The sequence below is a fragment of the Paenibacillus sp. J22R3 genome, assembly GCF_056269305.1.
Genome location: NZ_JBWDNS010000003.1, coordinates 798780 through 822879 on the forward strand (window position 1 = coordinate 798780; position 24100 = coordinate 822879).

The window sequence follows — 24100 nt, forward strand, 5'->3', positions numbered from 1 at the left end:
TCTTACAGCCGTTCCCATGTAAACAATTAGTTTCTGGTCTTCCTCATAGAGTTGTTCCTATCAAAATACTCGTCTTGCCGTGACGAATCGAGTTTTCCATTGCCCAGTAAACTCCTCGATATGGACGCCAAGCTTGTCCGAATAAGTGTGAAGGATTTTGCCATCCCCGGCATAGATGCCTACGTGTCCGATATCGAGACCGCGTGCGCTGAAGAACATCAGGTCCCCTTGTCGCAAGTCATCTACTTTAACTTCCTTCCCTTCCTTCGCTTGGTCGTAGGAGAGACGAGGCAGATCGACCGAAAGCACCTGATTAAACACATGCTTGACGAAAGAAGAGCAATCGAAGGTTTTCGTTTGGTTCGGATCTGCGCCGAATTCATAATGCGTGCCGAAGTAGGTTGAGCCAAATGCGATGATTTGAGCGGCTTGCATCATGGTCAGGCTCGGGCTCGAGTAGTTCGTGTACTTAGGTTTAGCCGAAATAAATCCGATCGTCTTGTCTACGGTCTGTACCTCGAGCCAGTTGGCATCGATTTCGCGAATGACATGAATCCGCTGGCCCTTCGGAAGCATTCGGATCACAGACGCCTCATCGGTTGAATTCGGCAGCGACCTAAGATTTGCACCGTATGTAATCTCTGTTTCAAACGTATTCGCAGACGAGATCGTGATGGTTTGAGAATAGGCATGCCACTGGACGACATTGCCCAGCAGCTCGCTAATGAACCGCAGCGGAACCATCGAAGAGCCGTTGATGACTTTACCGGGCACGGGAAGCGCCAGCTTGTCGTTATTCTTATAAGCAAACATATTGCCCATTTGGTAGGTTATAAGGTTGCTTTCTTTAGTAGCCGTCACCGTATGCCTGGGCTCGTCCCAGCTAACTTTAGCACCTTGTGCTTCGAATATCGGACGTAACGGAACGTAGCTGACTCCGTTCTCAATCACCGGCTGAACCGGCAATACAAGAGGTTTCCCATCGAGCAACAAGGCTGGCGATTGTTCATTCGCCGCCGCAAACACGCTATTAGTATGAATCACTGTCAGGAGTACAAGAAGAGACATGATCGTCACGCGTTTAATGGGTTTATTTCCCAAATTAATGACACCCTTTCCTTATGATGTAACTATTAGACGCAAGTAGAGGGTGAATTGTTCTGATCCGGATTATGAACATATCTTAATAATTAAATTGCCGATTCCTTCTGCAGGTTCGATAACTCCGCAAAATACTCCAGAACCACCTCACGGAACTCCTGAGCAGCCCGTGAAATGTACCGACCTTTGTTCCACAGCAAAGCGATCTCCAGTACCAATTCATGATCCTCGATTTGGAGATAATGGATATTTTGCCGTGAATGTCTGGCTGTACTTGGTATGAAGGCTATGCCAATTTCGGCCTCTACAAGATCACTTAGCCTTGCAGGTTCATCACCCTCATACACATACTTAGGCAGAAATCCGGCCAATTTACATAAAGAGTCCACGAAATTGCGAACACCATAGTCTTTCTTGACACCAACGAACCACTCATCTCTAATCTCTGTCAGAGATATGCTGCTCCGATTGGCCAGACGATGACCTTTAGGAACTGCTAATAGAATGGGGGCAATGTATACAGTCTGACTCGCTAAGTCGTTATTCTCTTGTATAGGGGGCAAAGTTATACCAAAATCGACCTCTCCTCGATGAAGAAGCGTAACCATTTCTGCGCGCTAACCATCTGCACAAATCTCCTGTTTCCCCTGTTCCAATTCAAATAAAGCCCGCTCCGCTCGAAGAAGGAATTTGCTTCCGAATTCATTTAACTTAAGCTTTCGCCCCGTTCGATCGAACAGAGGAGCGCCCAGATCTTCCTCGAGACGTTGAATCGTCTTGCTTAGCGAAGATTGCGTAACATGTAGACTGCGTGCCGCTTCCGTCACATGCTCCTGCCTGGCAACTTCGAGAAAATAGTGCAATTGAAGAAGTTCCATTCTATTCTGATCCCCCGATCATTCCTTTAAGCCAATGAAATCATACCATATGTGCCCGGAATCTTACTCTTCTGCGACGCACAAAAACGCCTCATCCTGCTGACGAGCCAGGCTGAGGCGCTGTAAGATATCTATTATTGCTCAACGGTTATCTCATATTTCTCGGCAATCTTCTTCAAATATTGCTCGACATAATCATAATCTCCAACCTTGTCGCTGGCTATGACGACCGTGCTCTCCATGCCTCTGACATGCAGCTTGATCACTTTCACCTCAACGGTTCTGAGCAGCTTTCTTACCGACTCTCTCGCCAATTCTAACCGCTCAAGCTTGCTGTACTCGATCCTCTTAGGTGCGCTATCCTTCTCCAGCTTCAGCACCATTTCCCCCGCGTCCAAGTTGACATCCACTGCTTTCAGCAATTCGATCAACCTCCTGGTTTGAAACAGAACTGGTAAACCCGTCTTATTTGCCATTGTATTCAACCTTCTCTGCATATATGCCTCTATTTGATTCCTACATCATGTAGGGTATATTATGGATACAAATTCAATATGCGGTAACTGAGGTGCAACAATATGGAGTTCATTCTTTATCTATTTCTCATCTTATTACTCACGAAGATCTTCGGACATCTCTCCACGCTGCTAGGGCAGCCTTCCGTACTTGGTAAACTAATCGTAGGCATCCTTGTTGGTCCGGCAGTCCTTGGGTGGATCGAGAATAATGAATTCATTCATTACACAGCGGAAATTGGCGTTATCTTACTCATGTTTATTGCAGGCCTGGAAACCGATCTTGAACAGCTCAAACAAACGTGGCGGTCTGCTTTTGCCGTGGCTGTCGGAGGAATCATTCTACCTTTTCTGGGTGGTTATGCCGTAGCGGAAGCCTTCGGCCTCGATCCTAACTATGCTCTCTTTATGGGGGCCGTATTTAGCGCAACATCGGTAAGTATTTCGGTGCAGGTACTGAAGGATTTGAACAAGCTTAACTCTCGAGAAGGTACAACGATCCTCGGGGCAGCAGTCATCGATGACGTCATTGTTATCATTCTACTGGCAGTTATGATGAGTTTCCTAGGAAGCGGAAACGATATCTCGATCGGGATGCTAATTAGCAAAAAGTTGCTTTTCTTCATCGTGACGCTCTTCGTCGGATGGCTGATTGTGCCAAGGTTCATGAAGCTATTCGCGCGTATCTCGGTTACGGAGCCGGTTATCACCATGGCGCTTGTTGTTTGTTTCGGTTTTGCTTATTTTGCAGAACAGATGGGGATGGCTGCTATTATCGGTTCTTTTGCCGCTGGCATCGCAATTTCCCAAACCTCGTTCAAGCATACCGTGGAATCCAAAATCGAACCCATCGCGTACTCCATATTTGTGCCTGTTTTCTTCGTCAGTATCGGATTGAACGTGTCCTTCGCTGGGGTAGGGAATCAGATTGGCTTTATGGTGGCTTTAACCCTAGTTGCTGTTCTAACGAAACTGCTAGGCGGAGCACTCGGAGCAAGAATAACGGGAATGAATTCCCGCTCGTCCTTAGCCATTGGGTCAGGTATGATCTCCCGAGGAGAAGTTGCGTTGATCATCGCAGCCACTGGTTTACAAGCTTCATTACTTCCGGCGGAGTACTTCACCTCTGTTGTCATTACCATTATCTTAACAACCTTGATCGCACCGCCATTGTTAAAATATTTCTTCAATAGAACCGCAGCACAAGGAGGGGCTCACGATGCTATCAACTGATATTCTCATCGGGATTGACGGCGGCGGGACGAACACGCGAGTGTTAGTTTGTGATCTTAAGGGACACGTTCTTGCTTATTGCGAGAAAGGGGCTGCTTCCCTCCATAAAGATATATTAGCTGTACAGAATGTACATAACGCTATTACAGAAGCGCTGGCGCTTGCTAATAAAGAGAGGCATCAGGTGGCAGGAACTGCCGCAGGGATCGCAGGATATGATGCAGCATCCGATCTCGAATGGGTGATTCCTTTAACCGATATCCCCGGCTTAACTGGTCCACATTGGCATGTAAATGATGCCGTGGTAGCTCACTATGGGGCCTTATTAGCTAAGCCCGGGATTGTTGTAATCGCAGGTACCGGCTCTATTATCGTAGCTATTACCGAAGAAGGCCGGTTTATAAGAAATTACGATTTCCATCACTACGCAGCAAGCGCTGCTCGATTTATTGCATACGACGCCGCCTATGAGATGCTTGCAGGACATACCGATCAATCGGACGAAGAACTCATGAAGTCCATGCTGCAGCACTGGCATGTACAATCGGCAGCTGAATTCTCCATGCTGGCACGAGGTGGATTTATGGAAGATCGTCAAGAGCGCGACAAGAAATTCGGACAGTTTGCACCGACGATAACCCGAGCAGCTGAGCAAGGAAGTTCTCTCGCGATCAGAGTTTGTGACCGAGCGATTAACCAAATTAAAGTTGGCATTGAGCTTCTGGCTGCTTCTTTTTCAAGCGATACGGTTGAGGTTACGTTGATAGGAAGCGTTGTGAACAGTCCTTATTTCTCTCATACGTTAAGCGGCATGCTCTTAAACGGATCAAACAGAAGGTACCACCTTGTAGAACCCACACTTCCTCCTGTTGCCGGAGCTGTTCTATACGCAATGAATCAGCTGCAGATTCCCATTACACCCGAAATCATTCACAACTTACAAAAGAATCCCTCTTAAATAATGAACCCCCGCTCATTCATTGAGCGGGGGTTCATTATGCAGCAAGTAGCTACTTCACCATATGCACCGGATAGTAAGCCGGGATTGGTTTCGTATAGTTCTCTCTTGCGAATTTGATTTGGTTAGGTGTCCATTGCGAGTAGAACAGGCGGGTGTCATGATCATCGCTGAGCGCGAGCACCTCAGGAACCGTCGCCCAGTTGGTCAGCGGGTAGCTCGATGCCCGGGAGTGGTAGTTATGCATCGTCCGCCGGCCGTGCGTACAATCCGCTCTTCCGCCCTTGCGCGTATGATAGGTCGTTATATTGTACAACACGGCGGTACCCGCTTGCCCCCGTATCGGGATCTCCCGGTAAGCTTCCCCTTGCTTCTTCTTCGCTTCATCAAGAGACCCATACATATGGCTATTCGGTACTAAGCAGAACGCTGGGCAGCACTCGTGAACGTCAGATAAGTAATAGATAACACAAGTGTACGTGCTGATATAGGGATTCTCCGGATCGTAAATCTTCCCGCCTATCGTTCCGTAATAGCTGATATCACGGTGGAAATTCATCTCGCTGGCGCTCGCTCGGTCTGCGGAAACATCCCGAAAATCAAATTGAGCAAAACGAGCTTCCCCGAGCAGCACCTCCTGAATAAGTGGAAAGATCCTTGGATGACGAATGAATGGATCCATCTCAAGCGGATGCTTCTCGAGGAAGCTGCCAGTACCGACTGCGCCTTCAATCGGTTGATGCCAATGCTCCGGAGACTCTTTCAAGGAGGCCTCTACCAATCCGTTCAAGTAGTCCAGTTCCTCCTGCGACAACGCATTCGGTATGACGGCGAAACCATTTTCCTTGTAGTGCGCCAGAATCTCTTCTTTCGTCGTTTGGACAGCGTTCGTACCCATAAACCATCAGCCTCTCTTTCATAGCCTTGTAAGATGAATATTATGGCGATACCCACTCGTAGAGAATATCCGGTAAATTTTCTTCATTTTCATGGCCCCTGGCAATAACTTTAAATCCATGCTTTTCATAAAATCGTTGCGCGTTCACATTCACTTCAAACGTGTATAGGTTTAATTTGCCGCTCGATTGCGCTTTGGCTCTATTTAATAAGGTCTGTCCAATTCCGATCCCCTGATGATCGACATGAATATAGAGCTGACTTACTTCACTCTCATTGTAAGCAATGATGCCAGCTACTTTCTCATCTATAAGCGCTAAGTCAATATGAAACCGCTCCGGCAACATATTGTTCAGAAAGTAAATGTGATCGTCCACACTGTGGAGTTCCTTCTGCCCAATCGCCTTCTCCTTACTCGCACGCCACATTTCTATCGTTTGCTCGGCGTACTTGGAGTTGTACGGAGTAATGCTAATAGGATGTTGCATCATGGATCCCTCCTTCATCGAACAATTCAACATTCATGATATGGGTCATGCATGTTAGATATAACTCAAGACTTGTTCGGCATTTCTCTTCATATCCTCTGTACGTTCCTTAAAAGCGCAGTAGGCGATATGGTCAAGCCCAATGTGAATGAGGTAGCAAAGTAGGCGTTCCTTCATCTGTGTTGGCTGGCCCCCGCGCTGCTCCCAGTGGTGGTCCAGCATGGCTTGCAAGTCGATCCCGTGCCACTGCGGATACCAAGACCACCAATAAAGAAACCAAGCATGGTCGTAGAGCGGATCACCAAAGAACGCGTTTCCCCAATCGAAAACCCCGGTTAGTTTCCCATTGTTCACCAACACGTTTCGGTTCAATAGATCATTATGGACGATTCCTCGGATCTCCGGGAGCTGCGAGGCGAGTTTACGAAGCTTTACTACGCCTGCATCGAAGATACTTGCCTCGCGTGGCGAAGCGTCTAACCGTTCGCGCCAGCCAGCAAGCCTCTCCCTTGGCTCGGCTACCGATAATAGCTCAGCTCCCCAGCTCGGACCCGTTCCTTCCGGACGCCAAAGTCCAACTTCTTGTGTGCTAGTAAGATCCTGCTTCTGTAGCTCGTAGAGTGCATCGAACAATTGCGGAAGGACAACCCTCATTTCCGATTCGTCAAGCTCATCGAGATGCTTCTCGCCTCGAACCCGTTCAGATACGGCGAAGAATCCGTTCTCCGTCTTACCCACCTCTATCACCTTCGGAATCGGCAGCGCAGCCGTGGAAAACGCCCCCATGACGCGATCCTTCTCAAAGTCCTCCACATAGTCGCCGAAACGAATAATCATTTCATGTCCATCGAGCGTAAAGGAATAGGCTTTCGACCAGTCACCGGATGCCAGAGGCGCGAGATGCTCAGCACGGCTGCCGAAGTGATCCTTCACAAAACGGTTCGCTTTTTGATTGAAATCATCCATTAGTGATCCCTCCAGATATAAAACTATTCGCATTATGGATAAATTATCCTGCTAATTCGCACGACGAAAATTACCAGTTTAACGCAGCAAAAAAGAGCTTATCTCTGTGCCCTAATCCACTGACTATCTTGATTATCTCTCCATGCAATGGCAAAGTGAAGGCTGCGCGAGAAAGTCTCGGGCAGCCGCTTTGTTGTCTATACATCATGAATAACATTTTAACGGTTGCCAGCGTGGCTATTTCATACAAATAAGCCTTTTTGAAAATCTAACGGTTGCCACAGTCGTTATTTGCAACAAATGGATCGATTCCAAGGGGAAAATGATTAAATAAGCTCGCTGGCAACCGTTAGACTATAAAAAGGGCTAATTTATGGCAAATAACCACTGTCACAACCGTTAGCGTTAGAATGCGAAGACAAAATATGCACTCATTACGGAGGTACATAGAACTACCGTACCGGAAGCTAAAAAACGACGTTGTATAAACACGGGTTTCTCGACAGAAAAAGCCTAGGACATGGTCCTAGGCTTACAGATAACCGTCAACCCCTGCGCCGGTTGAGGTGAATGAACGTGACCGCCAGCGCCAGCACGAGCACTGCCCCTTTGATGATGTCCGTAGTGTAATACTCCACGTTCATCATCGTCATGCCGTTGACGAGTACGCCGATCAGGATCGCGCCGAAAAACGTGCCGATGACGTTCGGACGTCCCGCACCGAAGACGGAGTAGCCGACAAATACGGCGGCGACCGCTTCCATGAGCATCGGCGCTCCGGCATCGACTTGACCGTTGCCAACCCGGGCGGTGAACAGGATGCCGCCGATCGCCGCCAGCACGCCGGACGCGACATACGCGAGTGTACGAACGCGTTTGACGCGCAAGCCGGATAAGCGGGCTGCTTCCTCGTTTCCGCCCATCATGATCATCTGCCTGCCGAGGCGCGTGTACTTGAAGAACAGATGCGCCGCGACGACTGCAATCACCATGAGAATGACGGGGAACGGCACGCCAAGCAATTTGCCTTGACCAATCCAGAGAAATTGCTTCGTGATCTCGCCGGGCGCCTTGCTTCCGTCCTGCATCTGCATGTTGCTGTAGATGGAGTAGCCCTTGGTGTACGTCTTATGCACGCCACTAACGATATACATGACCGCCAGCGTGGCCAGCAGATCCGGAATGCGAACCTTTACGATTAGAAAAGCATTGATCAGTCCGATTAGAGCTCCGAACACGATCGGTACGATAATGACGACGGCGAGCGGCATTTGGTACCAAACCATCATCGTCGCCGACAATACGGTTGCCAGTGACACGGTAGACCCGACGGACAAATCGAAGCCGTCGACGGTGAGCGAGATCGTCACCCCGATGGCGACGAACGTCACGATGGAGATGGAGCGCAGGATATCCGCGATATTGTTGTACGTTAGAAAATATTCGTTATAGAGCGAGAAGAACAGCAAGACGATTCCGATGAAAATAATCGCTCCATACTTAAACGAGAATTGCAGCAGCCGATTGTTCATAACATTTCCTCCTTACCCGCACTCGCAAAATAAAGCAAATCTTCCTGCGACGCTTCACCCCGCCGGAACGAGTGGACGATCTTCCCGTCGCACAGGACGAGAATTCGATCGGCCAGACCCAGCGCTTCCGCAAATTCACAGGTTAAATACAAGATGCCTTTTCCTTGTTGCGCTAACTCCCCGATGATCCGGAAAATATCTCGCTTCGCGCCGATGTCGACGCCCTTGGTCGGCTCGTCGAACACAAAAACACGCGCGTCCGTGCTCGTCCATTTGCCGATTGCTACCTTCTGCTGGTTGCCGCCGCTGAGGAACGCCGTCGCGATATCGGGATGCGACGCCTTGATGCCGAGCCGCCCGATCACATCCGACCCGTGGCGTTTCTCCTTGGCGCCGGAGATAAAGCCGAACTTGCTGAGCGAGCGCAGAATCGGCAGGCTCAAATTGTGCAGCACGGATTCGCGCACGAGAATACCTTCCTTGCGCCGTTCCTCGGGCACAAGCACGATACCCGCTTCCACGGCATCTGCCGGCGAACGCGGCACGACCTCCTTGCCGGCAAGCGCGATGCTGCCGCCCTCTGCGACGTCCACGCCGAACAGAAGTCGTGACAGTTCCGTCTTGCCGGCGCCGACAAGACCGACGACCGCGACGATCTCGCCGCTGTGTACGGTCAGATCCACGCCACGCACGCGACGTCCCGCTGCCAACCCGCGAGTCTCCAGGATCGGCTCTCCAATAACTGCCGGCAGTTTCGGATACTCCTCCTCGAAGCTCTTGCCGAGCATCGCGCGGATGACATCAACGATGTTTGTAGCGTCGGCCGATACGTTCATGACGACGCCTCCGTCCCTCATGACCGTGATCCGGTCGCTAACCCGGAACACTTCCGGCAAGCGATGCGAGATGAATACGATGCCGATGCCGGCCGCCTTCAAGCCGTCCATCAGACCGAATAACCGGTCTGCTTCCTCTATACTCAGCGGTGCCGTCGGCTCGTCGAGAATGACGAACTTCGCATCTTGCGCGAACAGCCGCGCGATAAGCACGAGCTGCTTCTCCGCCAGCGTCAACTCCGACACGCTGCTGTTAATATTGATGCCAAGCCCGAGCTTATCCAGCACCTGCGCGGCATCCTGCTTCAGTTTGCTCCAAGAGATCCAGGCGCTGCCTTTTGAAGCGGCCAAGCGGTCGAGCATAATATTCTCCGCGACGCTCAGATGCTGCACAAGCGACGTATCCACCTCCTGATACACGCAGTGGATGCCGTTCTTCTTTGCGTCCGCCGGCGAGCGGATGATTAGCGTCTGGCCGTCGATCTCGACCGTGCCATTGTCGCCCGCGTATGCGCCGGATAAAATCTTCATCAACGTGCTCTTGCCAGCGCCGTTCGCGCCGAGAAGTGCGTGAACCTCGCCGCTTCGCAGCTCGAAATCGACGCTCTTCAGCGCCGCGACGCCTGCGAAAGACTTACCGATGCCATTCATGCGCAGCACGCTCGCCGTGCGTGATGCTTGTCCAGCTACCATGATCGCTCAACTCCTCTCAGAAGCTCTTCCGGATAGAAGAAAACGGCGCGGAAGCTCCGCGCCGTTTCCTGCTGATTCTTCATCATTGCGTATCGCTATGTCGCTTATTACCAGCGCTTATTTCGCGCTTACCGCTTGCTCCAGCTCTTTCAAATAATCCGTGTTGCCTTGCTCGCTCTTGCCCCAGCCTTCGACGTATTCGCCAAGATCGGCTGTCGTTACTTTCTTGTCCGTCGGCAGCGAGTCGCGGCTGACGAATACCGGTTCAATCTGCACCGTCGCGTCCGTCTTGTCGCCATTCAGCTTCTGGTACAGGTAGCGCACTTGCACTTGGCCGATGGAGGACGGATCAGCGCCTGCCGATGCCACCCAAGGGCTGGTCGGATCTTGAATGAGCGCGAGATCCTCGTCGCTAAGATCGATACCATAAACTTTGATTTCCGTGCGTCCAGCTTGCTTGATCGCGTTCGTAACGCCTTTCGCGAATTCATCCCAAGCGGCCCAGACCGCCGTAATGCTGCCTTTCTCCGGGTACTTTTTCAGAATCGCTTCCATACGCGTTTGCGCGTCAAGCTGCGCTTTACTTGCATCGCCGAATTGCGCAATTTCCTTGATATCCGGATTCGCCTTCAGGAATTCAGCGTATTTGATTTGACGCGATTCCATCGGCGGGAAGCCGGCCACCCATACTTTGACGATGTTGCCTTTGCCGCCAGCGTCTTTAGCCAGCGCCGCAAGCGACTTGTCTGCCAACAATTGGTCGTTCTGAGCCAGGCTCGTTACGCCGTCCACGGTCAGTCCGGAGTCGAAAGCGACGACCGGGATGCCAGCGGCGACTGCTTTGTTCACGCCGTTCGTCAGCGCGTCAGCATTGCCGTGGTCGAGCAGGATACCGTCGAATTTCTGGTTGATCGCCGTATCTAGATTAGAGACCATTTTATTCAAGTCGTTGTCGGATGCCATAACGGTTACTTTGCCGCCGAACTTCTCGACTTGCTTCGTTACGCCGTCGACATATTGGGCCGAGAACGTGCCTTGATTGAATTGCATGACAAGCGCGATCTTCTTGCCCGCAAGTGCATTCTGCGCCGTATCGCCGGAGGATGCCGAATTATTCCCATTCTTATCTTTGTTGCCGCAAGCGGACAGCACGAGTGTCAATGCGAGGATGAGTGCGAGCGTGAGGCCCGCGTGTTTCCGGATGTTCATGATATTGTTGCCTCCCTATTTCTTGTTCTCTTAAATTAGAATGTTTTTACTATAAGAGCAAATTCCGAGTATGTCAATCGGAAAAATAAATTTAACACATTAAGCGCCTTCCGCTCAAAAAAAACGACGCTTTATGCGACGTTTTTGTGACAAGACCCTAAACTCCCTTAAGCCCTATACCTAATAACAGTCCCCGCTATCAAGTCGTATATCGTTTGTTTCTTTTTACTAAATAAAGGACTGATCAAGTAGATAAGCACGAGACCGTAAACGGTCCCTAATAAAGAGTAAATGAATGAGTCGGGGTAATCAGTAGGAATGACCATATGCCAAATGGTAAAATGGGCCAGCTCCCACGGGGCGAATTTAAGGGCGGAACGCAGCAGTGAGACTCTAAAACGGATTGGCTTACCATTCAGACCAGTCACTTGAATTCCCATTTTCCGTTTTCCCCATGTTGCATGCGCTGCCGATCCCTCACAAAGTGCAAAATAAAGATAGACAGGCAGCGTAATAAATAGAAATCCACTGAGCTCCGCCAACAATGGCGATGTCGTAAACAATGGAGTCAGCCAAGGACGAATCATGAAAGATACCCCGATTAACAAAACGATATAGCCCGAAATAATCACATAATCCCATAAGAAAGCGATTAGTCGTTTACCTAAAGATACGCGATGTAAATCTCCATGCCGATGCATAACCCTACTCCTTTTGATCAACTAAGGAACGTAACCTTATTTGATTATTCAGGATTGGATTCCATTATCCTGCAAAAGTTAACCCCCATCTTGACTACAAGTTGGGGGCTGTGTGCTGCATCTATTCCTCTATGAGGCGTCCATTATCATGCCATTGACCGTACATCTTGTTCTCTTTCGTGTTGGCAATGAATTTTTCGAGTCGGCTCTGGAATAATTCCGGCTGATCTTTGTAGCTTTGGATCGTGTCGATCCTGATTCTCGTGTAGAGCTCTGGGAAAGCCATGAAGTTCTCGTAAACTTGCTGATCTTCTTTAAGCTTTTGCTCTATAGCCCCATCGATTCGAAAAGAATCCGGGCTCATATCAGGAAGCACTTTTCTTCCTCCGTCATGCATGAACCCCAAGCGTTCGAGCCGCCGGACGCGTTCTTTGTTCAATTCCGTCCATGAGCTTTTCTTACTTCGAGGAGATAATCTCTGCGCCAGCTCGGTTTCAGAAATTTTCTTCTTCACGCCATCGATCCATCCAAAACATAACGATTCCTCGACCGCGTCCAAATATAACACTGCATCGGGGGATGGCGTCATGCTTACCACGACCCAGCACGCTTTCTCAGTCGTACTGTGCTCCAGTAACCATGCCCGCAAATCTTCTCTTGATTTTGCTGCAAGTAAGTTTATCATTTCCATAAATGTTTAATTTCTCCTGTTTAAACTTACATTAAGTATTTAACGACAGCATAGGAGATCAGATTCCGATCCCGGTAAGTTGAGGTGATGATGTCTTCGTGTTTACTCATAATCCCGTTTTGCAACATGACTGGTTTAAATCCTCGTTCACTGGCACCGTTATAGGTAAACAACACGCATTGCTCTGCCGCAAATCCGGCAAGGATGACTAATTCCACTTCATGCTTCAGCAGTACTTGCTCCAAGTCTGTTTGCCAGAAAGCATTCGAGCTTTCTTTGCTTACGATGATGTCTGTGTCCTGAACTTGAATCTCCGGGATCGAATTGAAGGAATCTCTGTTTGAGTCCGAAATACCTTCAATGTCGTGAATGTGAATAACGGGGTGATGATTGGAACGAAGCACATCTGATACATAGTTTATATACTCACTGGCTCTTTCTATCATCTGCTTGTCTATTTCCTGTAGATGGATTGTTTGCATATCAATAATTAGGAATCCAATTTTCATCGATTATACGCCTCCATTTGAATGAATCCTGATACCTTTCCAATTATACCAAATGATCTTGACCCATATAAAGGGAACCAAACAAGGCAGCTGAATTAATAGGAGAGTAACAAAAATTAACTTGATTAACTTTAAGTCCTATTATAGTATCGTTGTGGGTCATACAAAAATTAACAATTAATAAAGGGGATTTTAATCAATGGAAGCGAATGCAAATCCGAATTACTACCAGTCTGTTGCTCCACAGCCGAGTGCACCTATTATCTCCGTAAAAGACTGGATGCTCACAACTCTCCTGCTTGCGATTCCAATTGTAAATATCATTATGCTTCTCGTCTGGGCATTTGGCGGCGGTGCGAATCCGAATAAAGCGAACTATGCCAAGGCAGGCTTGATCTGGGCATGTATCGGAATCGCGTTCTATGTAGTCGTGTTTGTTATCATCCTAGGCGTTTTCACTTCAAATTTCTCATAGTCATTCCATGTAAAACAAACAAGGCAGCTGATCCAAGTGATCGGCTGCCTTGTTTGTTTTAAGCGGAAATTAATCATGTCTCAAGTGCTGTAACGTTTGAATGAATATTTGCTCCACATGATCATCATCTAAGGAGTAAAATACGGTTTTCCCCGCTTTACGCCTCTTTACGATACGAAGGTTTCTTAGAAATCGAAGCTGATGCGAAATCGCGGATTGCCCCATATCGAGTACTTGTGTCAAATCATGTACGCATAACTCGCTCTGAGATAGCGCATGAATAATCTTCACCCTAGTGGGATCCCCTAGTGTCTTGAATAAATCGGCCATCGCACTGGCTGAGGACTCATCAACTAAATGTTCTTTCACGACTCTAAAATCAATCTGAGTCCCGCTGCATGAATCGTCGCAGGTTTCTAGCGTAAGTTTATCGTCCAAATCGTTCCACCAGCCATCGAATATGATGTCCTTTATTATAACATAGCCGGTGGCCGATTGTTGCAGCACGCCGGATGGAGGAATTACATTTGACAGAAAAATAATTCCAACATATCATATGAATACATACTCATATATTAGCAAAAAGAGGTGCACTTATGAAAGAATCCCGCTCCAATGGACTCTCGTGTGATCATTGCGCACCAGGTCATAACCACGCTCACGAGGGTAGTCATAATCATACCCGTGATCACACTCATAGTCATGGTCATAGTCATAATCATGATCATTCTCATGAACACGGGAATTCCAAAATGGTTAAAATGTTGATCGTCTCCGCGATCTTCTATGGTGTCGCTTATATCTCCGGCGATCAGTTAAACAGCGGTATCCAGATCGGCATGTATTTGGCAGCCATTGCTCTGAGCGGCTATTCGACCTTTCTACGCGGGCTAAAGAATCTATTGGCATTGCGATTTAACATCGACACCTTAATGACAATCGCATTGGCAGGCGCCGTTGCAATCGGCGAGTGGAAGGAAGCTACGCTCGTGGCCATTCTATTCGGCTTGAACGAACTGCTCGAAGGACTTGGAATGGAGAAAGCCCGTCGCTCTATGGAGACGCTCCTTCAAGTAGCTCCTAAAGAAGCGGTGAAACTTGAGAATGGCCACGAAGTCGTCGTCCCTATCACTTCTTTGACAGTCGGTGACCTGGTCATCGTGAAACCCGGAGAAAAGATCCCATCCGATGGAGTCGTAGTCGGCGGTAAAAGCTCGGTTAACGAAGCTGCAATTACCGGAGAGGCATTACCGATCGAGAAAGACAATGGAGAGCTTGTTTTTGGTGGGAGCATCAACAATGAAGGTGTCCTACACATCCGGATCGAGAAGGCTTACAGGGATTCTTCACTGGCGAAGATTCTGCATTTGGTTGAAGAAGCCCAAGAAACGAAAACACCGACTGAGCTGTTTATTAATAAATTCGCTAGGTACTATACACCAATCATTATGCTGATCTCAGTGCTCGTCATCTTGATTCCTCCCCTTCTCCTAGGCGGAGATTGGAGCAAATGGATCTATCAAGGCTTGGCCGTCTTAATCGTCGGATGCCCTTGTGCACTTATTCTCTCTTCACCGATAGCGATTGTAGCTGGTATAACTCGAAGTGCGCGGAACGGTATTTTGATCAAAGGCGGCGTCTTCCTAGAGCAGTTAGGCCGAATCGATACCATAGCCTTCGACAAGACGGGGACGATAACCAAAGGAGAACCGTACGTCGAGAAGATGATCGTATACGAAGAGCATCAATTCTTAGAAATCGCAGGTGCCATCGAAAGCTCTTCTTCCCATCCACTGGCCAAAGCAGTAATGAAGAAAATTACGGAACTGGGAATCCAGGTCTCAGCACCAGATGAAATCCAGACGATTTCCGGCCGAGGGATTGCCGCCCTTGTACAAGGAAAGCAATATTGGCTTGGAAATGAGCGTAGCATGGAACATCTCACTATTCCAGCCGACGTCCAAACTCAAATTACTGATATGAAGAATCAAGCGCTCACGTTAGTTCTCCTAGCTGACAGTGAGCAGGTACTTGGCATGTTCGGCATCGCTGATGAAATCCGAGCAGAAAGTAAAACGGTCATTGCAAAGCTTCGTCAGGCCGGCATACGTAACACGGTCATGCTTACCGGCGACCATCAGACGACCGCAGAGAAGGTTGCTAAATTCGTTGGTGTTACTACAGCTTACGGCAATCTGCTGCCCGAAGATAAAGTGAATAAGATTAAAGAACTCGCGCGTAGCGGTAAAGTCGCTATGATTGGGGATGGCATCAATGATGCACCTGCGTTGGCGACGGCTCAACTGGGGATTGCCATGGGCAAAGGAACGGATAGCGCGATCGAGACGGCGGATATCGTGCTCATGCAGGATCATCTGGGCAAACTGCCGGAGGCCGTATCCGTGGCAAAACGAGTGAATGCGATCATTCGGTTTAATATAGGCGTTTCACTCGGATTGAAGCTGGTCGCCTTACTGCTTACCATTCCGGGGTGGCTAACGCTCTGGATTGCTATTCTGTCCGATATGGGCGCTACCATCTTCGTTACGTTAGTGAGTCTGACGGTGCTGATTGGCCCCGATAACAAGCAAGGCAGCCGATCCCAGTGATCGACTGCCAATGTGTTTCAGTTGAGTACAATACGATCTTTCATCTTCACATGATAACAGCCGATCTTGATGCAAGGCTGCGGCGAAGCCGTGAGTTTACCCACAAGCGCCAGCTCATTATTACCTTCTCTGAGCCATGAGCGCCAGACATAGAATCTTCGTTGATAGCCGCCGGGATAATATTTGCCGATTAACTCGCCATTTACATAAATCAAAGTGAACTCTTGTACGCCCTCCAGCTCGATGTACACCGGATGAACCACATCTGTCCATTCTGAATAGGCAAATTGACTTCTAGCTACAATCAGGGAGCCTTCTTGCTTAGCTACCAAGCCTTGCAAGCTATCCTGCTCATAAGTACCGAGCTCACCCTCGATCGCAGCCTGAATTCCTGATGCTAACGGAGTAAAGCTCGTTTCCCCTTCGATTGCGGCTTTGTAGTAGGAGATACTAGCGGGCTGAAGGACACCGCCGCCTCTTGGCCCCATTAGACAACGCAGAAGGATTTGATTGTATTCTCCGAATTGAATCCAAGGGGTGATATCCCAATATTTCGGGCTATTCTCGAATCCCCAGTTGCTCCACCCTTGCCAAATCGCAGCGAGATGCTTGCCATTCACATACAAGGCGTAGATTAGATCAGCATCCCGAACTTCAAGCAGCACCCGATTTCCGGCATACTTGGCATCCGCATGAAATTGTGTTCGGTTTAGGACTTCACCCGAGCCCGAATAGTCAATATTGGCATCTTTCATTAGAAGGCCTTCCGAGCCAAATTCGAATGAGGACCAATTCTTCGTCTCCTTACCGAGCGCTGCGATATCAATGCCGATCTCCTGCGCATAGCCATCTTCGTGATAGGAGAGTAACTGATCCTTGTCCTCAAACATCGCATCCTTCTCTTCCTTGGTGAACAACATCTTCTGTTTCCAGCTCACCAGCTCTTCGGAGTGAAGGGCACCCACATACAAAGGCAGCATCATTCCGCTTAAAGCCGGATCCAGCGCCATATCTTTGTCATGCCCCGTGGAGTAGCAGCGAAGCGTCAAGCTGTTGCTCCCGGCAATAAGATTGGTTAACCGGAGCTTCATGGTGCGTTGTCCCGAAGCAACCCATTCATTATTGATAAACAGATCAAAGTAATCATTTACTTCCGGTATCAATAATTGCTGCTCCTCACCATCACTGATCCATTCGCTTGTGTAGACCGCATAACCGCAATCGTTATGCCCATTGGTCTCAAAGGAACGCCCTAGATTGGTTTTCTTGGCTGCAGCCTGCGAGGACACAAATGATTTCTCCCAATCCTGACAAATGTCCCAATTCATGATTTCGGCGGTTTCCTGAAGATCAGGAACGTTATGATGAGGTGCCGTGTAAGTCATTTGCTTCATGGATGCATCCGCACTGCGAATCACCGTCAACGCATGGGTAACACCGGGTTCAGCTTCCACTTGAATATGATCGTCGTCAGATGCCGACCATTCCGCATAATAAAGGTCCGAAATAAGCAGATCCCGTTTGCCGTCGACTTCCGGCCCAAACCAGGTATGCATGGCCCGCTCCCGCGAAATCATCATAATCCGATAGGCATCCAAGCAGATCCACTGATCTTCCGGCCCAGGTGTGAAAGTAATGGTTAGTTCATTCGCACACCATGCTGTCTGTACGGCTCCGGAATCAACCACATGCGGCAGTAACTCGCTGTTCCACATCAGCTTCAATTGGTTTTCTTGTCCGATCTCCCCAAATACGATACAAACGCTCGCATCCCTGTAGAGGAATTCAGCCGAGGAATGAATCCATTTCAAGCCCGCATGTAAATGAACATGGAGCGGATAGATCTTGGTTTCCATCGGCTGAAGCACGATTCGGGTTGGAAATACGCCCAACAACTCGGACTCCCAGGTGAAAGCTTGGATGTCATCGGAAGCATTACTGAAAGCTAGCAGCTGCTTACCGCGAAGGTTGACCAGCACTTCGGGAGGAACCCCTTCTACGCAAACTTCTGTACCCGTCATCATTTCCGGCTCTTCCACCAGTAAGGATTCGAAGGAAAGCAGCTGAGCATGCGTAGTCTTATAGCGATAGTACAATTCCCCGAGCTCGCCCCACTCTTCGATGGCGGCTTCGTTATAATAGCGATTCGGGAAGAATTTAGCAGGCTGCATCCCCGGATCGGTTCCACCGGCAAACATAAAGTAGTTCAGTCCTGCGCAGCCGTTAATGAACGCAAGCTTCGTCAAGCTTTCCAGCCATACACGCGGTAAATGTCCCATTGTCGTCACGTCTGAACTTAGAGCGGTGTTTAACCAGCCCGCCTCGAATTCCTGACTAAAGATCGGCTTATCCGGATGCGTTGCCCGGTAGTTCTGAAAGTAAGCAGAGACTTCCCGTATCTGATCCGGAGCAGGTGTAGGGTAGTAATCAAATGCCCCGAGCAGCCCCTCTTCGGCATAATAATCTCCGTTATTCAGCACGATAGGTACCTCGATGCCAAGCTCTTTCACTCTGTTGGCCAGTTGAAGCAAATACGGCTTATTCCCGAAACCGAACTCATTCTCCACTTGCCAAAGAATTACATTTCCTCCCGCTGTAATTTGAGTGTCTTTCAACAAAGGTGTGATCGTATCCAACCAGCGATGCAAATAAGATAGAAAAGCGGGGTCACCGGTTCTCGTTCTGACTCCTTCCGCCCAAATCCAGCTTGGGAATCCCCCACCAGAGATTTCATCGCAAACATATCCGCTCGGCTTTAATATACCTAATAACTGATTCTGTTTCATTAACTCCACAAACTCGGCGACATCTAAGCGGCCCGAGAAGCTGAACTGCTCCTTCTCGTTCTCATGTAACCCCCAAGGCACGTAGGTGCTGATGCAATTCAAGAGATTGGCTTTTAATTTGCGGATGCGATCCTCCCATTCGATCGGATCCGTTTTGAAATAAGACAACTCCCCGGAGATCACCAGTCTGCTCTTGCCATATATCTTAAAATAAGACTCCTTGCAGCTTATTGCTGGTTCAAGCTTAGTCGTCATTATGTAGTCTCCCTATCGCTGAGTGCCTGCCGTATGCTCCATTCTAACGGCGAGTAGTCACGAGGTTCATCTCGATTCAAGTTCATGCGTTCTGTTAACGGAGTCGTTCGGTTGCACATGAAGCGTGGAACGCCGTTATGGTTCTGCGATGAGGTATGATACAGAAACGGATGACAGAGGATGACATCGCCCGGAGAGCCGGTCGTTTCAACCACACGCAATTGAATACCTTTTGAATCCGTATGCAGCGTGTTCATGAAGATATTGATGCGGTCTTTTGCAGAAGAAGCAGCTTTCTCGCTCGTTATGCCGATCAATTCGGCTAAATAAGGATGCTGCAGGTTTAGCGCATCTATTGCAGCCTGTGATTCAAGTCCTTCCGGATGCTGATCCAAGAAACGAGCGACCAGCTTATGTGAACCTTCAAGCACTAGCGTACCGCCGCCACGAGGAGCAATTTCGGAGAATAAGCATAAACACAGCAGTCCCTGCTCCGGGCTATCTACATAATGACGGAAGTGTATGCCATCCCAATGCCACCCTTCAGTTGGAACGCTCCACTCTTTCTCCGCCCCCAGTGCAAAGTTCACCGGCCACCAGCCCCATGTAGAATGAATCTCATCCACGCCGTACACACCTTTATCTGTCCATCTGTCTGTGCCGATCAACTCTTCGATCGCATTAGCCATTCTCAGCGTGTTGCAACGGTCAAATTCCGGACTCCGATAAGCTTCCTGGATGTAAATCATCGGCTCTGTCCAAGTCGATGGATCCTCTTGCAGAATCCCTCTCTCTCTCAGCTTCTCCCATAGAAATTGCTGACAGGAGCGTGCGGTATCCGGCGCAAAGGCTTGCTCGACCTTGACCCAGCCCCGTTCCTTGAAATGCTCGATTTGCTCGAAGTTAAGCACATGATTAAGCACCCGAATCCCTCCTTGGTATAAATAAGGCTAACGCTCCGAAGAGCGTCAGCCTTTGAGATGTACATTGCTGAATGGTTACAGCATTACTTCGCTGTTTTTACCCATTCATCCAGTTGCTTCTGCTTCTCTGCGATGATTTTATCTACCCCGATGGATTTCATTTTATTGATGTATTTAGGCAGGAATTCATTAGGATCAACAGTTCCGGTGAATAAGGCTGGCTCGAATTCCTTCTTCGCATTGTTGAACGCCGCAATTTCATTCTTAACCGGTTCCGGATTAAAGACAAAACCCAGTACGCTCGACTTCTCCGCGGATTCATTGAATTTCAAGAAATTGTCCCATTTAGCCGGGTTCTCATTGGCCCACAGATAATCGTTAAACTGATTACCGAACATCCAAGCGCCATTAAGCACGTAACCTGATGTTGCAGCATCTACGCCTTCCGGGAAGTCAATCACGTTATCGCTTTTCTTCACGAAATGCTTGCCTTCAATACCGAATGCAATCAAGTTAACTAAGTATTTGTCCGTGTAAAGGAGATTCAGGAACATCATCGCACGATCCGGATCCTTCGAGGTTCTGGAGATCGATGTCATCGAACCCGTTGTATCTGCCGTTCTCACGATCGGCTTTGTTAACTCCACCTGCACAAATTCAACGCCGTTAGCCAAACTATCTTCCGCATCTTTACCCGGCTTCAGTTGTTGGACGTAGGAGAAGGCTTTACCTGCTTTGAGTGCCCCCGAGATATCCGCTGCTGTTGCCGCATCCTTGTTCACATAACCGGCCAGGAACCATTTGCGAGCCAGATCCAATTCTGCTTTCACTTGCGGCGTTTCAATGCCGGACACGACTTTAAAGTCGTTCGCTCCGCGTACTACCGATCCAGGGCTGGCGTCTCCCAAATCTTCGAAATTCATCGGATTATAAATCCAATCCACGCTTGTATCTTTATTCAAGTAGAGCGGAGTAACACCGGACTCCTTCTCTTTGATCATTTGATAGATCGGTTCTAAGTCTTCGACCTTCTTAATTTGAGTAATATCGATTTTGTATTTATCTACAAGATCTTTGCGGAGCATGACACCTGCTTGGCTGGCAAGCTCTTTATTGATAGGAATCCCATAATTGCGTCCATTCACCTTCGAACCCTCGAGCAACGCCGGGTTAATAACTGATTTCAGATCCGGTGCGTTTTTGTCGATCAGATCAGTCAAGTCGATAATGTTGCCTTGTTGAATCTTCGTGCCGAAGTTATCCCAGTTCATCGTTTGAAGCAAGTCAAACTGCTCGCTCGATGCAAACTTCAAGTTCACTTTGTCCTGCCAGCTGCCCCAGTCGATGACATCCAGTTCAAACGATGCGTTGATTTTATCCTTTAGATACTTGCTGATTTCCTCGTTGACCAATGCCAAGTCTTTCGGCACCGCTCCGCCCGGAACGACCATCTTAAGTTTGTATGGCGCCAGCTCCGGTGCGGCAGGAGCTTCATTGGTCGCGGTGGTGGATTCATTGGTCGCCGTCGTTTCTTGTTTTGTATCATTAACTGCCTGCTCGTTGCTTGCGTTCTGATTATTGCTTTTTCCACAGCCTGACAACAATAGAGATGCCGAAACAATCGAGGCTACAACGAGTGGAGCTGCTTTTTTCATTTTCTTCATACAAACCCTCCTGAGTATATTTATCTATGCTAACTAGCAATGCTAGTTTTAGCCTTTTACAGCGCCTACAGTCAATCCTTTGACGAAATACTTCTGGAAGAAGGGATAGGCGAACACCATTGGCCCCGTACCAACAATACACATGGCCATACGAACGGATTCACTAGGCAAATTCGCAATCTCTGTAGAGCTCGGACCACCCGCTTGGGCGTTTGCCAGCAAGAACTGCAGGTTCATTAACACTTTATACATCATGTACTGGAGATTGATGATGTCGTCATTATTAATAAAGATCAAGCTGTTGTACCAGCCATTCCAATACCCGAGCGAGTAGAACAAGCCGATTGTCGCAAATACAGGAAGCGATAACGGGACAACAATCTGAACGAGAATTCGGCCTTCACCTGCCCCCTCCATCGTTGCGGATTCAATAATCGAGGGATGAATCGTCGTTTGAAAGAACGTTCTCATGATAATGACATAGAAGGCGTTCATTAGCAGGCCCGGGACAATCAAGGCGAAGATTGTATCTTTCAGATGAAGGAGATTCGTGTATACCAAGTACCATGGCACCAGACCGCCGCTGAATATCATCGTGAAGAAGATAAAGAAGGAGAAGAACCCGCGAAAATGAAAATCCTTCCTCGATAACGGATAAGCAAACAAGGCAGTCATAATGATTCCGGCAATTGTTCCGACAACCGTAACTACGATTGATATCCCGTAAGCCGTTATAATGCTGTGAATATCGAACCACAAATACTTGTAAGCGGACAAGCTGAATTTCTCAGGTATTAATTTATAGCCGTGGAGTGCGATCGATTTCTCATCCGAGAAGGAAACGCCTACGACCAACAAGATGGGAAGGAGACACAGACAACCGTATAGGATAAAGATAATGTTCAGAATGATATTGGACTTGGCTGAGACAGCCAGTATGTCTCGCTGGTTCCTTCTTACAGCCGAAGGTTCATCTTGCAAAGAATAGTTGACCGAAGATGTAGTTTCCAAGCTTCTCCTCCTCCTGTTCTAAAAGAGTGCATTCTCTTTGTCTATTTTGCGTACCAGGAAATTCACACTAACGACTAGAACGAATCCGACTACGGACTGATACATGCCCGCTGCCGATGACATTCCCGTATCTCCCAGTCGAATCAAGGCCCGGTACACATACGTATCAATGACATTCGTTGTTGAGTATAAGGCTCCCGCATCAAGCGGCAATTGATAGAACAAACCGAAATCCGCATTTAAGATATGACCGACTGCGAGCAAGGTCAGAATGATCATCATCGGCTTGATGGAAGGCAGTGTAATGTTTCGGATTAACTGCCACTTGGTTGCACCGTCGGTTATGGCAGCTTCATAGTACTCCTTGTCGATACTGATAATGGCCGCCAAGTAAATCACGATGGAGTAGCCGACGTTCTTCCAAATGTAGACGATCGGCAAGATGAACGGCCAATATTTCGGCTCGCTGTACCACGAAATCGGTTCAATGCCAAGCGGTGCCAATAGGATCGTGTTAATGAAACCAAATTCCTGGCTCAGCATCGAGTAACCAAGATACCCTACAACGACCGCAGACAGAAAGTAAGGGAGGAACATGATGCTCTGATACAAATTGGAGAAGAAGCGGTTTCGCAGCTCGTTCAGCAGGATAGCGAATGTAACGGCGCTGACCAGTGTAAGAACGATAAATACTAGATTGTACAAGATCGTATTCCGCGTAATGACCCAGGCATCGCTTGAGTTAAACAGAAACTTGAAATTGTCGAATCCGACCCACGGGCTCTTCAAGTAACCCAGCGCGTAATTGATGCTTTTGAAAGCGACAACCGACCCAAGCATCGGAATGTAATTGTTAATAATTAAGTAAAGCACGCCCGGCAGTAACATGAGTAATAAATAGCGATTTTGAAATACTTTCTTCATAAAGGATGTTTTGTATTGATTATTAATGGGTTTATTACCCATATTCAGCACCTTCTTTCTCGTTATCCCCATCTGTTACCTTTATTATAGAGTCTCGATTAATGGCATTCTACGAAGTGGAATGACATCATTGCCGTTATTATGACAGCAACAAGGTGAAACGGCTGCCGCCGTCCTTTTAGCGGCGCAGCGCGTTTCATACCGGAGAATTCTAAGCTCATTTATGAAGTGAAACTTATACATCCT

General features: G+C 48.3%; 21 protein-coding genes and 1 pseudogene. 4 read left to right on the forward strand and 18 right to left on the reverse strand.

What is annotated here, in order from left to right:
• Positions 1-60: 60 nt before the first annotated feature.
• The 3 genes and pseudogenes from AC0YN4_RS18285 to AC0YN4_RS18295 all read right to left on the reverse strand — a co-directional run bounded on the left by AC0YN4_RS18285 (position 61) and on the right by AC0YN4_RS18295 (position 2401).
• A complete protein-coding gene (locus AC0YN4_RS18285) occupies positions 61-1068 on the reverse strand; it encodes a stalk domain-containing protein (protein ID WP_475836395.1) in 1008 nt (335 codons plus the stop codon).
• A 122-nt stretch (positions 1069-1190) separates the two neighbouring features.
• Positions 1191-1979, reverse strand: a pseudogene (locus tag AC0YN4_RS18290) (LysR family transcriptional regulator).
• A gap of 134 nt (positions 1980-2113) precedes the next feature.
• Positions 2114-2401 (reverse strand): hypothetical protein, encoded by a 288-nt coding sequence (locus tag AC0YN4_RS18295; protein ID WP_475784405.1) that lies wholly within the window; start codon positions 2399-2401, stop codon positions 2114-2116.
• A gap of 156 nt (positions 2402-2557) precedes the next feature.
• Here AC0YN4_RS18295 and AC0YN4_RS18300 point away from each other — a divergent pair, with 156 nt between their 5' ends.
• Both AC0YN4_RS18300 and AC0YN4_RS18305 read left to right on the forward strand, forming a co-directional pair.
• On the forward strand, positions 2558-3727 hold the full coding sequence (locus AC0YN4_RS18300) for a cation:proton antiporter (RefSeq protein ID WP_475784406.1): 1170 nt from the start codon (positions 2558-2560) through the stop codon (positions 3725-3727).
• The gene (locus AC0YN4_RS18305) at positions 3714-4685 is read left to right on the forward strand and encodes an N-acetylglucosamine kinase (protein WP_475784407.1); all 972 of its coding nucleotides are present in this window, start codon (positions 3714-3716) and stop codon (positions 4683-4685) included. The genes AC0YN4_RS18300 and AC0YN4_RS18305 overlap by 14 nt, the downstream gene beginning before the upstream one ends.
• Positions 4686-4737: 52 nt before the next feature.
• On the opposite strand, the gene AC0YN4_RS18310 is transcribed toward AC0YN4_RS18305, so the two are convergent.
• The 9 genes from AC0YN4_RS18310 to AC0YN4_RS18350 form a co-directional block, all read right to left on the reverse strand.
• Entirely contained in the window at positions 4738-5583 is an 846-nt protein-coding gene (locus tag AC0YN4_RS18310; RefSeq protein ID WP_475836396.1) for a phytanoyl-CoA dioxygenase family protein, read from the reverse strand.
• Between the two features lie 40 nt (positions 5584-5623).
• Entirely contained in the window at positions 5624-6073 is a 450-nt protein-coding gene (locus tag AC0YN4_RS18315; protein WP_475836397.1) for a GNAT family N-acetyltransferase, read from the reverse strand.
• 51 nt (positions 6074-6124) lie between these two features.
• On the reverse strand, positions 6125-7036 hold the full coding sequence (locus tag AC0YN4_RS18320; RefSeq protein WP_475836398.1) for a phosphotransferase family protein: 912 nt from the start codon (positions 7034-7036) through the stop codon (positions 6125-6127).
• Between the two features lie 545 nt (positions 7037-7581).
• On the reverse strand, positions 7582-8568 hold the full coding sequence (locus AC0YN4_RS18325) for an ABC transporter permease (RefSeq protein WP_475784411.1): 987 nt from the start codon (positions 8566-8568) through the stop codon (positions 7582-7584).
• Complete coding sequence (locus tag AC0YN4_RS18330; RefSeq protein WP_475836399.1) at positions 8565-10097, reverse strand: sugar ABC transporter ATP-binding protein; 1533 nt, start codon at positions 10095-10097, stop codon at positions 8565-8567. Before AC0YN4_RS18330 ends, AC0YN4_RS18325 begins: the two co-directional genes overlap by 4 nt.
• Positions 10098-10214: 117 nt before the next feature.
• On the reverse strand, positions 10215-11306 hold the full coding sequence (locus AC0YN4_RS18335; protein ID WP_475836400.1) for a sugar ABC transporter substrate-binding protein: 1092 nt from the start codon (positions 11304-11306) through the stop codon (positions 10215-10217).
• A 167-nt stretch (positions 11307-11473) separates the two neighbouring features.
• Positions 11474-12007: an RDD family protein gene (locus AC0YN4_RS18340; protein ID WP_475836401.1), complete on the reverse strand. Its 534-nt coding sequence runs from the start codon at positions 12005-12007 to the stop codon at positions 11474-11476.
• A 121-nt stretch (positions 12008-12128) separates the two neighbouring features.
• Positions 12129-12698 carry a YdeI/OmpD-associated family protein gene (locus AC0YN4_RS18345; RefSeq protein WP_475784415.1) on the reverse strand — a complete coding sequence of 190 codons (570 nt, stop codon included), beginning with the start codon at positions 12696-12698 and terminating at the stop codon, positions 12129-12131.
• Positions 12699-12724: 26 nt separating this feature from the next.
• Positions 12725-13207 (reverse strand): cysteine hydrolase family protein, encoded by a 483-nt coding sequence (locus AC0YN4_RS18350; protein WP_475784416.1) that lies wholly within the window; start codon positions 13205-13207, stop codon positions 12725-12727.
• Positions 13208-13406: 199 nt separating this feature from the next.
• Here AC0YN4_RS18350 and AC0YN4_RS18355 point away from each other — a divergent pair, with 199 nt between their 5' ends.
• On the forward strand, positions 13407-13682 hold the full coding sequence (locus AC0YN4_RS18355; RefSeq protein ID WP_475784417.1) for a hypothetical protein: 276 nt from the start codon (positions 13407-13409) through the stop codon (positions 13680-13682).
• Between the two features lie 69 nt (positions 13683-13751).
• On the opposite strand, the gene AC0YN4_RS18360 is transcribed toward AC0YN4_RS18355, so the two are convergent.
• Positions 13752-14120, reverse strand: a complete 369-nt coding sequence (locus AC0YN4_RS18360) for an ArsR/SmtB family transcription factor (RefSeq protein WP_475836402.1) — start codon at positions 14118-14120, stop codon at positions 13752-13754.
• A 158-nt stretch (positions 14121-14278) separates the two neighbouring features.
• Between AC0YN4_RS18360 and AC0YN4_RS18365 the strand changes: the two genes are divergently transcribed.
• A complete protein-coding gene (locus AC0YN4_RS18365; RefSeq protein ID WP_475836403.1) occupies positions 14279-16291 on the forward strand; it encodes a heavy metal translocating P-type ATPase in 2013 nt (670 codons plus the stop codon).
• Positions 16292-16308: 17 nt separating this feature from the next.
• On the opposite strand, the gene AC0YN4_RS18370 is transcribed toward AC0YN4_RS18365, so the two are convergent.
• The 5 genes from AC0YN4_RS18370 to AC0YN4_RS18390 all read right to left on the reverse strand — a co-directional run bounded on the left by AC0YN4_RS18370 (position 16309) and on the right by AC0YN4_RS18390 (position 23926).
• Positions 16309-19332 (reverse strand): beta-galactosidase, encoded by a 3024-nt coding sequence (locus AC0YN4_RS18370; protein ID WP_475836404.1) that lies wholly within the window; start codon positions 19330-19332, stop codon positions 16309-16311.
• Entirely contained in the window at positions 19332-20255 is a 924-nt protein-coding gene (locus AC0YN4_RS18375) for a phytanoyl-CoA dioxygenase family protein (protein WP_475836405.1), read from the reverse strand. Before AC0YN4_RS18375 ends, AC0YN4_RS18370 begins: the two co-directional genes overlap by 1 nt.
• Before the next feature lie 83 nt (positions 20256-20338).
• Positions 20339-21919 (reverse strand): ABC transporter substrate-binding protein, encoded by a 1581-nt coding sequence (locus AC0YN4_RS18380; RefSeq protein ID WP_475836406.1) that lies wholly within the window; start codon positions 21917-21919, stop codon positions 20339-20341.
• 48 nt (positions 21920-21967) lie between these two features.
• Entirely contained in the window at positions 21968-22930 is a 963-nt protein-coding gene (locus AC0YN4_RS18385) for a carbohydrate ABC transporter permease (RefSeq protein ID WP_475784424.1), read from the reverse strand.
• Between the two features lie 18 nt (positions 22931-22948).
• Positions 22949-23926 carry an ABC transporter permease gene (locus AC0YN4_RS18390; protein ID WP_475836407.1) on the reverse strand — a complete coding sequence of 326 codons (978 nt, stop codon included), beginning with the start codon at positions 23924-23926 and terminating at the stop codon, positions 22949-22951.
• Positions 23927-24100: the final 174 nt, after the last annotated feature.